Annotated in this window: 15 protein-coding genes; 5 read left to right on the top strand and 10 right to left on the bottom strand. The window is 65.2% G+C overall.

The annotated features are described in order from the left end of the window. Nucleotides 1–22 precede the first annotated feature (22 nt). On the top strand, nt 23–1,069 hold the full coding sequence (locus QVG61_RS06085; RefSeq protein WP_289932480.1) for a thioredoxin fold domain-containing protein: 1,047 nt from the start codon (nt 23–25) through the stop codon (nt 1,067–1,069). Between the two features lie 505 nt (nt 1,070–1,574). On the opposite strand, the gene QVG61_RS06090 is transcribed toward QVG61_RS06085, so the two are convergent. The 8 genes from QVG61_RS06090 to QVG61_RS06125 form a co-directional block, all read right to left on the bottom strand. Next, nucleotides 1,575–2,354 carry a YciK family oxidoreductase gene (locus tag QVG61_RS06090; protein WP_289932482.1) on the bottom strand — a complete coding sequence of 260 codons (780 nt, stop codon included), beginning with the start codon at nt 2,352–2,354 and terminating at the stop codon, nt 1,575–1,577. 317 nt (nt 2,355–2,671) lie between these two features. Further along, nucleotides 2,672–4,006 carry a hydroxysqualene dehydroxylase HpnE gene (hpnE, locus tag QVG61_RS06095; protein WP_289932483.1) on the bottom strand — a complete coding sequence of 445 codons (1,335 nt, stop codon included), beginning with the start codon at nt 4,004–4,006 and terminating at the stop codon, nt 2,672–2,674. Beyond that, entirely contained in the window at nt 4,003–4,887 is an 885-nt protein-coding gene (gene hpnD, locus QVG61_RS06100) for a presqualene diphosphate synthase HpnD (RefSeq protein ID WP_289932485.1), read from the bottom strand. Before hpnD ends, hpnE begins: the two co-directional genes overlap by 4 nt. Before the next feature lie 72 nt (nt 4,888–4,959). Continuing rightward, nucleotides 4,960–5,814 carry a squalene synthase HpnC gene (gene hpnC / locus QVG61_RS06105; RefSeq protein WP_289932486.1) on the bottom strand — a complete coding sequence of 285 codons (855 nt, stop codon included), beginning with the start codon at nt 5,812–5,814 and terminating at the stop codon, nt 4,960–4,962. Between the two features lie 3 nt (nt 5,815–5,817). After that, complete coding sequence (gene rmuC / locus QVG61_RS06110) at nt 5,818–7,092, bottom strand: DNA recombination protein RmuC (RefSeq protein ID WP_289932487.1); 1,275 nt, start codon at nt 7,090–7,092, stop codon at nt 5,818–5,820. A 472-nt stretch (nt 7,093–7,564) separates the two neighbouring features. Next, entirely contained in the window at nt 7,565–8,242 is a 678-nt protein-coding gene (locus QVG61_RS06115; RefSeq protein ID WP_289932488.1) for an HAD family hydrolase, read from the bottom strand. Nucleotides 8,243–8,250: 8 nt separating this feature from the next. Further along, on the bottom strand, nt 8,251–8,958 hold the full coding sequence (gene ubiG, locus QVG61_RS06120) for a bifunctional 2-polyprenyl-6-hydroxyphenol methylase/3-demethylubiquinol 3-O-methyltransferase UbiG (RefSeq protein WP_289932489.1): 708 nt from the start codon (nt 8,956–8,958) through the stop codon (nt 8,251–8,253). Between the two features lie 20 nt (nt 8,959–8,978). Next, nucleotides 8,979–10,316: a TRZ/ATZ family hydrolase gene (locus QVG61_RS06125; RefSeq protein ID WP_289932490.1), complete on the bottom strand. Its 1,338-nt coding sequence runs from the start codon at nt 10,314–10,316 to the stop codon at nt 8,979–8,981. A gap of 119 nt (nt 10,317–10,435) precedes the next feature. Here QVG61_RS06125 and cas6 point away from each other — a divergent pair, with 119 nt between their 5' ends. The 4 genes from cas6 (at nt 10,436) to QVG61_RS06145 (ending at nt 14,367) form a co-directional block, all read left to right on the top strand. After that, nucleotides 10,436–11,614: a CRISPR system precrRNA processing endoribonuclease RAMP protein Cas6 gene (cas6, locus tag QVG61_RS06130; protein WP_289932491.1), complete on the top strand. Its 1,179-nt coding sequence runs from the start codon at nt 10,436–10,438 to the stop codon at nt 11,612–11,614. After that, nucleotides 11,611–12,753, top strand: coding sequence for a CRISPR-associated ring nuclease Csm6 (gene csm6 / locus QVG61_RS06135; RefSeq protein WP_289932493.1), 1,143 nt, complete (start codon nt 11,611–11,613; stop codon nt 12,751–12,753). Before cas6 ends, csm6 begins: the two co-directional genes overlap by 4 nt. A gap of 119 nt (nt 12,754–12,872) precedes the next feature. After that, nucleotides 12,873–13,358 (top strand): hypothetical protein, encoded by a 486-nt coding sequence (locus QVG61_RS06140; RefSeq protein WP_289932494.1) that lies wholly within the window; start codon nt 12,873–12,875, stop codon nt 13,356–13,358. A gap of 40 nt (nt 13,359–13,398) precedes the next feature. Next, entirely contained in the window at nt 13,399–14,367 is a 969-nt protein-coding gene (locus QVG61_RS06145; protein WP_289932495.1) for an RAMP superfamily CRISPR-associated protein, read from the top strand. Here QVG61_RS06145 and QVG61_RS06150 read toward each other — a convergent pair. Next, entirely contained in the window at nt 14,348–14,752 is a 405-nt protein-coding gene (locus QVG61_RS06150) for a PIN domain-containing protein (protein WP_289932496.1), read from the bottom strand. The two genes, QVG61_RS06145 and QVG61_RS06150, sit on opposite strands and share 20 nt — an antisense overlap. Then, nucleotides 14,739–14,957: a type II toxin-antitoxin system VapB family antitoxin gene (locus QVG61_RS06155; RefSeq protein ID WP_354671212.1), complete on the bottom strand. Its 219-nt coding sequence runs from the start codon at nt 14,955–14,957 to the stop codon at nt 14,739–14,741. The genes QVG61_RS06150 and QVG61_RS06155 overlap by 14 nt, the downstream gene beginning before the upstream one ends. Nucleotides 14,958–14,985: the final 28 nt, after the last annotated feature.

Here is a 14,985-nt window from a genome sequence, read left to right on the forward strand (position 1 = left end):
AGGGTAACGAGGGGTCGGGACGATGCGTCTGATCATCATCATTGCAGTCGGTCTGCTGACGCTGGGGCGGCCGATGTTCGCCGCTGCGGATGCCGCGCCGGCAGAAGAGACCCTCGCCGAGGGCATGGTCAATCCGGGGTTTCACGAGCAGCCCGAGTGGTTCAAGCAGTCCTTTCTCGATATCCGCGAGGACGTGGACGAGGCGAGCGCGGCGGGTAGGCGGGTGCTGCTGTATTTCTATCAGGATGGTTGTCCCTACTGCAAGAAGCTGCTGGAGACCAACTTTGCCCTGCGCGAGATCGTCGACAAGACTCGCAACAACTTCGATGTCATCGCCATCAACATCTGGGGTGATCGCGAGGTGACCGATCTCCAGGGGCGCCCCACCACCGAGAAGCGTTTTGCCGAACAGCTCAAGGTGATGTTCACGCCCAGCCTGCTGTTTCTCGACGAGCAGGGTCGGGTGGTGCTGCGACTGAACGGCTATTACCCGCCGGAACAGTTTGCCGCGGCGCTGGACTACGTGGCCGGCCGCCACGAGAAGGCGCAGACCATGCGCGCCTTTTTCGCTGCACGTGCTCCGGCCAAGGCCAGTGGCCGGCTGCATCGTGAACCGGGTTTCCTGCAGCCGCCCTACGACTTCCGGACAGGGCGTCGCGAGCGGCCGCTGCTGGTGATGTTCGAGCAGAAGGTCTGCCCCCCCTGCGACGAGCTGCATCAGGACATCCTGCAGCGGCCGGAGAGCCGCAAGCTGCTGTCCCGCTTCGATGTGGCATTGCTCGACATCCGTGGCCAGGCAGCGTTGGTGACGCCGAGCGGTGAACGGCTCGGCGAGGCCGAATGGGCCCGGCGGCTCAAGGTGCAGTATGTTCCGACGCTGGTGTTCTTCGATACCGCCGGCCGGGAGGTGTTCCGCACCGAGGCCTACCTCAAGGCGTTCCACCTGCAGTCGGCCATGGACTATGTCGCCTCCGGCGCCTACCTTGACCAGCCGAATTTCCAGCGTTTCATCCAGTCCCGCGCCGATGCACTGGAAGCGCAGGGGGTGCATGTCGATCTGATGAAGTGAGGTAGGAGTCAGAAGCCAGAATCCAGAAGCCAGAATCCAGAAGCCAGAAGCCAGAAGCCAGAAGCCAGAAGCCAGAAGCCAGAAGCCAGAAGCCAGAAGCCAGAAGCCAGAAGCCAGAAGCCAGAAGCCAGAAGCCAGAAGCCAGAAGCCAGAAGCCAGAAGCCAGAAGATGGTAGGAGCGGCCTCCAGGCCGCGATGCGGCGGTAGCGCCGCTGCTGACCCCTTGAATCCTGGCCGGCGCGGTTCCCCGCCCTGCGCGGAGCCGGTGAAATCGCCGTGTCAGAATTCAGGAGTCAGAAGATGCGGGGAAGGAGCGGCCTCCCGGCCGCGATGCGGCGGTAGCGCCGCTGCTGACCCCTTGAATCCAGGCCAGCGCGACTACCCACCCTGCGCGGAGTCAGTGAAATCGCCGTGTCAGGATTCAGGAGTCAGAAGATGCGGGGTAGGAGCGATCGCCAGGTCGCGATGCGGCGCGTAGCGGCGCTGGTGCCCCCCTGAATCCAGGTCAGCGCGCTTCCCCGCCCTGTGCGGAGCCGGTGAAATCGCTGCGGCTGAAGCGTTGGCCGGTGACGCCGCGGCTGTCGGGGCCGAGCAGGTAGAGCAGGGGGTCGACGACGTCTTCCGGTCGTGGCAGCTGACTGCTGTCTTCGGCCGGGAAGGCCTGCAGTCGCAGCCGGGTGTGTGCCGGCCCCGGGTCGTAGCTGTTGACCCGGATCGGGGTGTTGGTCTCCAGCTCGCTGGCCAGGGTCTCCATGAGGTTTTCCAGTCCCGCCTTGGCGGCACCGTAGGCACCCCAGTAGGCGCGGGCCTCGCGGCCCACGGCATCGGACATGAAGACCAGGCTGGGATCTTCGGCCTTCATCAGCAAGCCCAGGCAGGCGCGGCTCAGCATGAAGGGGGCATTGAGGTTGACCTGTACCACCTTCTGCCAGTGTTCTGGGTCGTAGTGGCCGATCGGTGCCAGGTAGCCGAGCAGGGCGGCGTTGTGCAGCAGGCCGTCGAGGCGACCGAATTCCCGCTCCAGGGTGATGGCCAGTCCCTCGTATGCCTCGGGGGTGGCGCTTTCCAGATCGAGTGGAAACAGCGCCGGCTGGGGGGCACCCATTTGCTCGATCTCGTCGTAGACGGCCTCCAGCCGGCTCTGGGTCTTGCCCAGCAGGATCACCGTCGTGCCGTGCCTGGCCAGGGCGAGGGCGGTGGCGCGGCCGATGCCGGCACCGGCGCCGGTGACGAGAATGATGCGGTCCCTGAACAGGTCCGCTGCGGGTTGCCAGTCTGTCTTCATGCCTGTGTCGTCAGGTTGCGTGGGAAAGACGGGATTATACCCGAATATTGCATCAGGACCCCGGATGATGGCGTGGCTGGACCCGCTGGTGATCGCGGCCTGGAGGCCGCTCCTACGGGGCATGGCGGCACCCTGGTAGGAGCGGCCTCCAGGCCGCGATTGGCGTGGTATTAACAGGCCCTAGCCCGGATATTGCACCCAGGATGCGCAGCCCGATTCGGTCTGACATCGAATCCTTGATGCAATATGCGGGTCATACTGCACTGCGGAACAGTTGTCCAGGAATTCGGAACGGCAGGGGCGGGACTCAGAACCCTTCATGTCTCGGGGACCAGCGGCGCAATCCGGTTGGCGCAGTGGAAACCGCTCGCCACCGCGCCCTCCAGGGTCGCCGGCAGGCCGGTGGCCGTGAAGTCGCCGGCCAGCCACAGCCCGGGCACGCCGGTCTCGGCCCGCGGGCGCAGCCGTTCGACGTCGACCTGGCTGAGAAAGGTGGCCCGCTTTTCGCGGATCAGCAGCCGTTCACCGGGTGCGGGCCAGTGCGGAAAGAGCCTGGCCAGTTCGTCGATCACCGTCTGGGCAAGCGCCTCGCCCTGCATCTCCATGTGTCGCCCCGCGCCGCTGATCACCACGGCCATCAGCCCCGGCTGTCCACAGACTCGGCGATCGAAGACCCACTGGCCGAGGCCGTCGAGTATCCCCAGCATGGGAAGGTTCAGCCGCGTGTCCGGCGGGTAGCGGAGATAGAGGGTGCTGATCGGGGCCTGCGGCAGGCGGGCAAGCTGTTCGCTGATGCTGCGGAAGGCGGCATGCGGGCTCAGCAGCCGGCGGCAGAGGGTGGGGTTGACGGCGAGGATCAGCTGCCGGGCGGTCAGGCTGCCGCCCGGCCAGAGAACCCGGTGGCCGTCGCTGCCGGGCTCGATGGCCTGGACCCGGTGACCGAGCAGCACCCGGCCGCCCTGCCGTTCGATGTACTCAAGGGCGGGGGTCGGCAGCAGCGTGCCGAGATCCGTCTTCGGGATCAGCAGGTCCGAGGCGTCGCGCTGGCCGCCCAGACTGTCCCTCAGCACGCGCAGGAAGAGGTGCGCCGATGCCTGGTCCAAGGGGGTGTTGAGGGCCGCCAGGCAGAGTGGTTCCCAGAGTCGCCTCAGCAGGCGTCCCGTCTGACGTTCGCTGAGCAACAGGGCCTGGGCGCTGATGTCGCGCCGCTGGCGGATGTGGCCACGGCGCAGGCGGCTGGCGAAGCGCAGCAGATGGAGCCGTTCCAGCGGGGACAGGCCGCCGGCCCCGAGGATGCCGGTGAGCAGGTGCAGCGGTGCCGGCAGGCGGGATGCCTGCAGGCGCAGGCTGCCGCCATTGAGGGAGCGCAGCCGCAACTGCAACGGCTGGCGGTCCAGCACCTGGTCCGGATCGATCCCGAGGATCGCCAGCAGGGCGAGCAGATGTCGGCAGGCGCCGAGCAGGAGATGCTGGCCGTTGTCGACGCGCAGTTCGCCGAAAGGCACGCAACGCGCGCGGCCGCCGAGCTGGCGTCCCGCCTCCAGCAGGGTGACGCGTCTGCCGCGCTGGCTGAGCAGAACCGCGGCGCTGAGCCCGGCCCATCCGCCGCCGACGATGAGTACCTCGCCGTCAGGTAGAGCGGCCGGCTTCATCGCTGGCGCCCATCCGGCGCCAGCCGGGCCAGGCGCCGGGCGCGGCGGGTCTCGCCGCGGGCGGTGCGCCAGGCGATCCACAGCTTGCGCAGCGGGGTGAGGGCGATGCGCTGTTCCAGTACGCGAAATCCGTCGCGGGCGATCTCCTCCAGGGTGGCGCGGTAGATGGCGGCCATGATCAGGCCGCTGCGATGCCGGTAGCGGTCTGCCTCCGGCAGCAGGGCCAGGGCCCGCCGGTAGTAGTCTTCGGCGCGCTGATACTGGTGCTGCATCAGCTCGATGAAGGCCGGCGTGGTCTGGAAGGCGAGCAGGCTGCGGGGATCGACGCCGAAGCGTTCCAGCTCGTCCTGGGGTAGATAGATGCGGCCGCGTGCCGCGTCCTCGCGCACGTCGCGGATGATGTTGGTGAGCTGCAGGGCGGTGCCGAGTTCGGTGGCATAACGCAGCGTGTCGCGCTGGCTGTAGCCGAAGATCTCGGCGCTGAGCAGACCGACCACGCCGGCCGAGCGGTAGCAGTACAGGGCCAGTTCCTTGAAGGAGGCATAGCGGTGCCGCTCCAGGTCCATCTGCATGCCGTCGATGATCTCCTCGAAGTATTCTCGCGGCAGGTTGAAACGTTCCAGACGCTGCTGCAGGGCGCGGCCGATGGGGTGCTGCGGGCTGCCGTCGAAGACCCGCCCGATCTCCTCCCGCCACCAGTCCAGCTTGCGTCGGGCAACGGACGGCTCGCGGCAGTCGTCGACGGTATCGTCCACTTCGCGGCAGAAGGCATAGAGGGCGATGATGGCGCCCCGTTCCTCGGCCGGCAGGAAGCGGAAACTGTAGTAGAAGCTGGAGCCGCTGGCGGCGGCGCGCTGCTGGCAGTACTGGTCGGGGGTCATGCGGCGGCGCTGGTTGAAGGGGGGCTCAAGGATAAAGGATTTTCCGTGGCTGCGCGATCCGGCCGGCCGTCCTCAGCGACGCGCCGGCAGGGCGTGCCAGGCGAGGCTCAGCCAATCGCGGCGCGACAGTCGCGGCCGCGCGAAGGGCGGGGTGGCCGGATCCAGCAGGCGCTGCAGGATGCGGTCGGCAGCGAGCACGGTGAGGCGGATCTGGATGCCCAGCCGGCCGCCGAGCTGGTTGCCGAGCGGGGCGCCCGAGTGCAGCAGCCGGCGGGTACGCTCGGCCTGGAACTGCAGCAGGCGGCGCAGAGCCGGGCTGTCGCGGCGCTCGCGCAGCTGGGCCTCGGTGACGCCGAATTCGGCCAGTTCATCCTGGGGCAGATAGAGGCGGTCGTTCTCGTCCAGATCCTGGCCGAGATCCTGCAGCATGTTGGTCAGCTGCAGGGCGCTGCAGATGGCATCGGAGTAGCCGACCTGCTGCGGCAGGAAGTTGTCGCTGAGCAGCAGCACCAGGCGGCCGACAGGGTTGGCGGAGCGCCGGCAATAGTCGAGCAGCTCGGCAAAGTCGGTATAGCGTGACTGGCGCAGATCCTGGCGGAAGGCATCGAGCAGATCGGTGAAGGGGTCGAGCGGCAGCTGGTGACTGCGGATGCAGTCGCCGAGGGCGACGAACAGCGGGTCGTCCAGCGTCTGCCCCCGTGAGCAGGCCTCGAGCGCGGCCTGCAGGGCATCCAGTGCGGCGAGTCGTTCCGCAACCGGCGCATCCCCCTCGTCGGCCAGATCGTCGGCGCGGCGGGCAAAGGCGTAGATCGCCGCCAGGGGGCGGCGCAGGCCGGGTGGCAGGAGCAGGGAGGCGACCGGGAAGTTCTCGTAGTGGCGGCGCGCCAGTTGCTGGCAGTGGCGATAGGCGGCGTCGATTGTGGACATGTCTCAGTCGCTGTCCGCCAGCGGCGGCTCGACCTGCCGCGGTGCCCGTTCGATCTGCTCCGGCCGCTTGCCGTCCTTGCCGGCGGCGATGCCCATGTCGACGAACTTGCGGGCCCCCGGCAGCACCCGGCTGTCGAAGGAACCGACCGCCTTGTTGAAGGCGTTGACGCTGCTGTCGAGACTCTTGCCGAGCTTGGCCAGGTGTTCGGAGAACACCCCGAGCCGCTGGTAGAGTTCCTCGCCCAGCTCGCGGATCCGCTCGGCGTTCTCGGCCAGCGCCACCTGTCGCCAGCCATAGGCCACGGCGCGCAGCAGGGCGACCAGGCTGGTCGGCGTGGCCAGCACCACCTTGCTGGCCAGGGCGTCCTCCAGCAGTTGGGGGTCGATGTCCAGCGCGGCGCTGAGAAACTGGTCGCCGGGGATGAACAGCACCACGAAGTCCGGGGTGTTGGGCAGGCGTTCCCAGTAGGCCTTGGCCGAGAGTTCCCGTACCCGTTCGCGCACCTTGCGTGCGTGGCGCTGAAGCTGGGCGCCGCGTTCGCTGTCATCGCCGGCTTCGATGGCGCTGAGGTAGGCATCCAGCGGGGTCTTGGCATCGACCACGATCTCGCGTCCGTCGGGCATGCGCACGATCATGTCCGGACGCAGGATGCCCTCCTCGCCGCTCAGCTGCTGCTGTTCGTAGAAGTCGCAGTGCTCGACCATGCCGGCCAGTTCCACCAGCCGCTTGAGGGTCAGCTCGCCCCACTGGCCACGCACCTCGGGGCGGCGCAGGGCCTGGACCAGGTTGCGCGTTTCGGCATGCAGCAGGCGGTGCGACTCGGCCATGGTCTCGATGTGCTTGGTCAATGAGCCGAAGGCCTCCTTGCGCTCGTTTTCCATGCGCCGTACCTGCTGCTCGGTCCGTTCCAGTGCCTCGCGGATGGGTTTGACCAGGTTCTCCACCGCCTTCTCCCGCTGGCCGAGTTCCTGCTGCGCCTCGCTCTGGAAGCGTTTCAGGTTTTCCTGGGCCAGTTTGAGGAATTCACTGCTGTTGTGCTTCAGCGCCTCGCTGGCCAGGGCGCTGAAGGTGTCGTTCAGCTGGTCGCGTGCCTGGCTGAAGGCCTGCATGCGTTCCTCGGCGGTGCGGCGCTCCGCCTCCAGCTCGGCCTTGAGCCGGATTTGTTCCGCCTGCAGAGCGTGCAGCCGCGGGCTGGTCCGCAGGTAGACGATCAGGCCACCCGCCAGCAGGCCGAGCAGTCCGGTGACGAGCAGCAGGAGGATCTGGGATTCAGGCATGGGCATATGGTAGCACCATGAATGGCTGTGAAATCCACGAAAGAGGATATGCCGCCTGACGGGGCGGAATAGCCGGCGCCTCCGCACGTCCTTGCCTCGCCTAGCCCGCATATTGCACCAAGGATTCGATGCCGAGGGCGAATCCGGCAAAGCAGCTTGGGCGATCGGCCGAAAAAGCATGGCCGTCGCCATGGTTCGAGGGGGATCGCTCAAGATGCGCAGCCCGATTCGGCCTGACATCGAATAGGCACAAAGTGTATCCCGCCACGACGGCCTATTTGCGAGCCTCCTGGCCTTGTATACCAGCCTGCCCCCCGATCATGCAAACCGCCTTGGTGCAATATGCGGGCTAGAATCGCGGCCTGGAGGCCGCTCCTACTGGCGGCCAGCGGCCACGCCACGATTGTCAGGCCGTTTCCATTCGAGGGCAGGCGAGGCCTGTCATCTTCCGGCTTCTGGGAGATCTTCGTGGCTATGGGCCCACTACCCAATCCCGGATCTCGTCCGGCTTCGCCACCAGTCCATCGGCGCCCCAGGATCGGGGGTCGTCATCGGGGCCAAGGTAGCCGAACAGCGCGACCAGGGTGTGCACGCCGGCGTTCCTGCCCGAGCGGATGTCGCGTTCGGCGTCGCCGATGTAGAGGCAGTTGGCCGGCGCGGCGCCGGTCTCGCGACAGGCGTAGAGAATGGGGGCGGGGTGGGGCTTGCGTTCGGCCAGGGTGTCGCCGCTGACGACCACGGCGGCGCGCGCCAGCAGACCCAGTTGTTGCAGCAGGGGTTCGGTCAGCCAGGACGGCTTGTTGGTGACCACCCCCCAGCGAATGCCCCGGGCCTCCAGTTCGTCCAGCAGGCGTTCCATGCCGGGGAAGGGGCGGGTGTGGCGGGCGAGGTTTTCCCGGTAGACGTCCAGCAGCCGCTGGCGTCGTGCCGCAAAGCGGGGATGTTCCGGCTCGCACTCGAAGCCATGGCGGATCAGGGCGATGCTGCCGTGGGAGACGGCCGGGCGGATGCGTTCCAGGGGCAGGGCCTGCAGGCCTTCCTCCTCGCGGACGTGGTTCAGCGCCCAGACGAGGTCGGGGGCGGTGTCGAGCAGGGTGCCGTCGAGGTCGAACAGCACGCTGCGGATCGGCGGCCGGGTGGAAACGGGCATCGGCGGCCTCAGTCGCGCTGGCAACTGACCAGATAGTTGACGTCGGCGTTCTCGCTGAGGCTGTAGTGGCCGGTCAGGGGGTTGTAGCTCATGCCGCTGATGTCATCGATGTGCAGGCCGGCCTGCCGGGCCCAGGTGTCCAGTTCCGAGGGACGGATGAACTTGCGGTAGTCGTGGGTGCCCTTGGGCAGCAGCCGCAGCAGGTATTCGGCGCCGATGATGGCGAACAGATAGGACTTGGGGTTGCGGTTCAGGGTTGAGAAGAAGACGTGTCCCTGCGGCTTCACCAGGGTGGCACAGGCGCGGATCACCGAGGCCGGATCCGGTACGTGTTCCAGCATCTCCAGGCAGGTGACGACGTCGAAGGCGGCGGGTGCCTCCTCGGCCATGCGTTCCGCGGTGGTCTGCCGGTAGTCGACCTTGAGACCGGATTCGTACAGGTGCAGGCGGGCGACGGACAGCGGCGCCTCGCCCATGTCGATGCCGGTCACCTCGGCGCCCAGCCGGGCCATGCCCTCGGAGAGGATGCCGCCGCCACAGCCGACGTCGAGCACCTTCTTGCCGGCCAGGGGAACCCGCGAGTTGATGTAGTCCAGGCGCAGGGGGTTGATGTCGTGCAGCGGCTTGAACTCGCTGTCCGGATCCCACCAGCGGGAGGCGAGTTCCTCGAACTTGGCGATCTCGGCGGCGTCGACGTTGGGCTTGGCTTCGTTCATGGGGCAAGCATACTACGGCATCAGGGCCGGGAACCATCCGGATCGGTGGCCGCGATCCGTGTCTGCCAGTGCAGCGCGCGGTCGCGGATGCTGGTCTCGTCGAGGCTGGTGAGGCGACCTTCCTTGAGCAGGTGGCGACCGCCAACCCAGACGTCGCTCACCTGGTGGCGGCCGCTGGCATAGACCAGTTGGGAGACCGGGTGGTAGCAGGGCGAGGTTTCCAGCCGACCGAGGTCGACGGCACAGAGATCGGCCCACTTGCCAGGCCTGAGCGAACCGGTCTCCTCACCCAGGCCCAGGGCCCGCGCGCCGTTCAGGGTGGCCATGCGCAGCACCTGGTGGGCGGGCAGGGCGCTGGCGTCAGCGGCCACCGCCTTGCCGAGCAGGGCCGCGCTGCGCATTTCGCCGAACAGGTCCAGATCGTTGTTGCTGGCCGCGCCGTCGGTGCCGAGAGCCACCTCGATGCCGGCCTCCAGCAGCCGCTGCACCGGACAGAAGCCGCTGGCCAGCTTGAGATTGGACTCGGGACAGTGGACCACCCGGATGCCGGTGGCGGCGGCATGCTCGATCTCCTCATCCTGCAGCTGGGTCATGTGCACGGCGGTCAGGGCCGGCGAGAGCAGGCCGAGATCGTCGAGCCGCTGCAGCGGCCGCCGGCCATGCTGTTGCAGCGACTGGTGCACCTCGTCCCGGGTCTCGTGCACATGCATGTGGATGGGGATGTCCAGCTCGTCGGCCAGCACCCGCAGGCGCTGCAGCGGGCCGTCCGAGACGGTGTAGGGCGCGTGCGGGGCGAAGGCGGTGTGGATCAGCGGGTCGTTGCGGTATTCGTCGTGCAGCACCAGGCCCTTGTCCAGGTAATCGTCCGGACCGGCTGCATAGGCGGTGGGGAAATCGATGAGGATGAGGCCGACACAGGTGCGCATGCCGGCCGCCGCGGCGACCCTGGCCGTGACCTCGGGAAAGAAATACATGTCGTTGAAGCAGGTGATGCCACCGCGCAGCATCTCTGCGATTGCCAGCTGGCTGCCGTCGTGAATGAACTCCTCGTTGATCCAGCGCTGTTCGGCCGGCCAGATATGCTCGTTGAGCCAGGTCATCAGCGGCAGGTCGTCGGCCAGGCCGCGCAGCAGCGACATGGCGGCATGGGTATGGGCATTGACCAGGCCAGGGATCAGGGCGTGCTGTGGCAGCTCGATCCGGGTCTCGGCACGATAGCGCTCGCTGGCCGTCCCGGCCGGCAGGACGTCCAGGATCCGCCCCTCGTCGATGGCGAGGGCATGCTCCTCCAGGACCCGGTGGTCCGGCTCCACGGGGATGATCCAGCGGGCCTTGATCAGGGTGTCGATCGCTTGCATCGGCAGGGCTCGGGTATTTCGAATTCCGCAGTATAACGAAGTCGGGAGCGATTGCGTAAGCAGACTTTCGGCTTTGTCGGATCAATAAATCCGCAAGCTTGCCAAAGCAGTGGCGATTGGTGGAATATGATGAAATCGTGGTAATGGAGAATGCCACGTCGATAATAAAACCAATGTGGGAAATATTCGGCAGCGGGGGCGCCGTGGAGGGAGGATGCGGGATTAAGGATATTCCACCGATAGCGATCGGACGCTATCGTTTCGTCTTTCGTGCACTTGACCAGATCACCTTTCCCGCATACGCAGGCTCCGCCTGGCGCGGCGTGTTCGGTCATGGACTGAGAAAGACTCTCTGCGTGACCGGTCGGCGCGACTGCGCCGGATGCCAGCTTCTGCACGGTTGCGCCTACGCCTACCTGTTCGAAACGCCGCCGCCCAGGAATGCGGCCAAGCTGAGCCGCTACACGGCCGCGCCCCATCCCTTCATACTCGAACCGCCACCCGACGACTCGAATGGGGTCGAGGCGGGCAGTACCTTCGAGCTGAGCTGCGTGCTCGTGGGGCGCGCCAATGCGCACCTGGCCTATATCATCCAGGGGTTGCGGATGGCGGGGCAGCGGGGCATCGGCCGGGGCAACGCGCGTTTCATTGTCGAGGCGGTCGATTGCGAAGCGGCGCCCGGCAACGGCGAATGGCGCAGGATCCTTGACAAAGGCAACCCCATACTTGCTCCTTTTGAAGCGCCGACTCTGTCGCCTCCCGCCGGGATCCCGGGAGTGCTGCAACTCGAATTTCTCACGCCGCTGCGGCTCAAGCGTGACGGCAGGCTGGTAACGCCGGAGTGCTTCGAATTCCACGACCTGTTACGCAACCTCCTGCGCCGCCTCTCGCTGCTTTCCTACTTTCATACCAATGATCCCTGGGAACTCGATTTCGCCGGTTTGAACAAGGCCTCCCGGGAGGTTGTGCTGGCCGGCAGGCGGCTGGAATGGCGCGAATGGACGCGCTATTCCTCCCGGCAGGGGACCACCATGAAAATGGGCGGGCTGGTTGGCAAGATCAGGCTCGCCGGCGAAGACATTGTCCCATTCTGGCCATTTCTGTGGTTCGGGCAATGGGTCCATGCGGGCAAAGGCACCAGCATGGGCCTGGGGTGGTACCGGATCGCCGCAAGCTTGCCGGATGAGGGAAGGCGGGCTGATGGAACGACAATGACCGCCGGGGAGGTCGCCCGGACGGTGGCCAGGGAGGTCAGGGATGGCCGCCCCGCGTCATGCGGAGAAGGAATGGAAGAATGACGAACAACAGATCCCGGCCAAGTGACTTTCCGAGGCGCATCCTGCTGGCAGTGACCGGGCTGTCACCCCAGGTCGTCACCGAAACCCTCTATGCCCTGATAAAGAAAGCCCCGCGGTTTGTGCCGACCGAAATCCATCTCATCACCACGGCGGAAGGCGCCGAGCGCGCGCGGCTTTCCCTGTTGCACGAAGAGACCGGCTGGTTCCATCGCCTGTGCGCCGATTATGAACTGTCCGGTGTCAGTTTCGGGGAAGAATGCATCCATGTCATCCAGGATCCCGCTGGTGGCGCGCTCAGCGACATTCGCACACCGGAGGAAAACGAACGCACGGCGGACCAGATCGTTGAACAGGTTCAGAAGCTCACATCCGACGAACGAAGCGCCCTGCACGCATCCATTGCCGGCGGCAGAAAAACCATGGGATTCTACCTTGGCTATGCCATGTCGCTCTATGGCCGGCCGCAGGACCGGCTCTCCCACGTGCTGGTCTCGGCGCCCTTCGAATCTCATCCGGATTTTTTCTATCCGACGCCGGAAAGCAGGATCATCTATACGCCCGGACCCGACAGCAAGCCCCTGGACACGCACATGGCGGAGGTCACGCTGGCGGAAATACCTTATGTCCGCCTGCGCCATGGCCTGGACGAGCGGCTGACGGACGGGAAAACGAGCTTCAGCGAGGCGGTCGCCAGCGCCCAGGCCGCTGTCGGCCCCGTCCGGCTGGTCATCGATCTGGAGGGGAAGAGGATCGAGGCCGGAGGCAAGGTTCTCCACCTGCCCCCCACACAGCTTGCTTTCCTGAGCTGGCTGGCACGGCGCAAGGCCGAAGGACACGGCCCGGTACGTTGCCCATGTGACGGTGCGCCAGAGCCCAATTACGCCAAAGAATATGTGCGTGAATACGAAGAAATCGCAGACCCGCAGGCAACCGGCACCGCCACAGGCCTGAAAGAAGGCATGAGCAAGAATTTTTTCGAACAGACCCAGTCCCGTCTGCATAGGGAGTTAAAGAAGGTGCTGGGGCCAGCCGGCCGTTTTGCCTATGGTGTAATTTCCGAGGGAAAGCCCAAACGCTACGAACTGGCCGTGGGGCGGGAAGACATTGAGTGGGGGATGATCAGGCAGGATGACTGTTGAAGTGGTGCAATATCCGGGCTAGAGAAGGGAGCGGCAAGCTTGCAAAACTCCCTGGAGGCTTGGAGAGGCTGGCAGAATACCTGTGATAAAGCTTTTGAAGCATCAACGGAAAAAGGGAAGTGGATATGCCGTTTCGGTGGCTGCTAAAACTATTGGGGCGTGAAAGAAAAGAGCCGGTTTCTGGCGGCCGGGCACTTTTCGATGGCCTTGAGCCGGACTTGCCCGATTTCCTGCATGCAAGGCGCGAGATCGTCTTCGAGACACCGGAAATGCATGGCTTTCTGGTGCGCAATGTGCCAACGATTGCGGAAGGACTGTTTGGGCGCCAATCGGTTCCAGATGAGTTTCGCATCACCTTCCCTTACGCGCTGGTGGTTCTCGATATGGATACCCTTCAACCGCGCAAGATCGTTGCCCTGGAGAAGGGGGGCATGGGTAACCTTTTTCTTTGTCTGTACGCAGGTGATGCCCACATGAATCTGGGAAATGGCAGCGACCTCCTGGATCGTAATGCCTTCCTTGAACGAGCGCTCACTTTGGTATCTTTGGAGAAAAGCAGGCAAACATCAAGGTCGATGGGATTATCCCGGCAGAGGTGCGAATAGCGATGATGTTGATAAATTCCTAGTGAAGGGAGAAGGCTTCATGGGCTACACGAAACGCGAATTGAGGGTGGGCTTTCTCACCCCGGCTTTTCTGGGCAACGCAGAACAATCGGGTCAGTGGCGCACACCGCCCTTCAAGCACCTGCTGCGCGAGTGGTGGCGGGTGGCGTGGGCGGCGAAAAACGATCCGGCGAACTGGAAAAAAATGCGTGAGGTCGAAGCCCCGCTTTTTGGCCATGCCTGGTGGAAAGGTGACAAGGACAAAAATGGAAGGTCGGTCAGCGTGCGCAAGAGCAGGGTGTTGCTGCGCATCGCCCCCTGGGACCGGGGTTCCATGAACGCAATGCCCGTCACCAAACCGGCGGCGGAACGCGCGCCGCAAAGCGCCAAGTACCTGGCTTATGGTCCTGAGGGTGAACTCAATGAGAAGCCTGCCATTTCCGAAGGGATTCATTCGGAACTGCAACTGGCCTGGCCGGACGGTATGGCGGGTACCGAACATCTGGAAGAGACAATGAAACTCATCCAGGCCTTCGGGACGCTTGGCGGGCGCTCGCGCAATGGCTGGGGTTCCCTCTGGCTGGACGAGATAGAAGGACTGCCAGACGTCAACGTTTTCACCAGACCCTGGAAGGACTGTCTGGCGCTCGAGTGGGCGCATGCCATCGGCAGGGATGAGACAGCCCCCCTGATCTGGACGACCGGAGAACCCGTCAGAGAATGGACCGCCGTCATCGAATCCCTGGCGGCCATTCGCAAGGCCGTCAATGCCGCGATGGATGGCGGAGCCCGAAAAGTCCTCAACCAACCCGTGGCCGGCCGGGGCGGGCGCGTGCCCAGCAGTCTTCGCTTCAAGGTGCGGAGAGTACAGGGCGGGCTCCAGGGCGTGATCTTTCACATGCCCTGCACCCCGCCAGACCTGGCAAGACATTCCCGAAAAAACGTTTTGGACGCCTGGCAGCAAACCCACGAACTGCTGGACGGGCAGTTCAGGAGGAGTTCGGTGTGATCAGATTCAGACGGGATTCAACACCAGCGATGACCAGAAAGTCCCGATCCTGTGTCAGCAACGGCACGCGGTGCTCCACCGCCGCGGCGGCGATCAGGCAGTCGTGCGGGCTGCGGATGGTGATCCCCCGCCAGCGGCAGCGGGCGTACAGTTCGCCGGCGGCGAGATGGGTCTCCAGGGTCACCGGCAGGCAGGGCAAGTCAGAAAAACGTTGCCGGAGGATGGCCAGTTCCCGTTCTCCGCGGGCGCCATGGAGCAGCTCCTGGACGATGACAGGCAGCAACCGGGCCAGCCCCTTGTCGAGCCAAGTGTCCAGTTTTTCGGTGGCTGGCGTCCGGTGCTGTTTCAGCCAGTCGATCCACACGCAACTGTCAATCAGGTACACGGCTGCGGGTGGCGTGGCGCTCGGCGATGACGTCGTAGTCCGGGTCGATCAGGTTCATGCCTTTCAACTCCTTCAGCCTGCGCTGCCGGTTGCGCATGACCAGGTCGCGCAGCGCCATCTCCACCACCTCGCGCTTGGTCCGGGCACCGGTGGCGGCCATGGCCTCGGCCATCAATTCATCATCGATCACGATATTCGTCCGCATCATACACCTCCTGATGTGTATTGTAGCA

The sequence above is a fragment of the Thiohalobacter sp. IOR34 genome, from assembly GCF_030406045.1.
Classification (GTDB): Bacteria; Pseudomonadota; Gammaproteobacteria; order Thiohalobacterales; family Thiohalobacteraceae.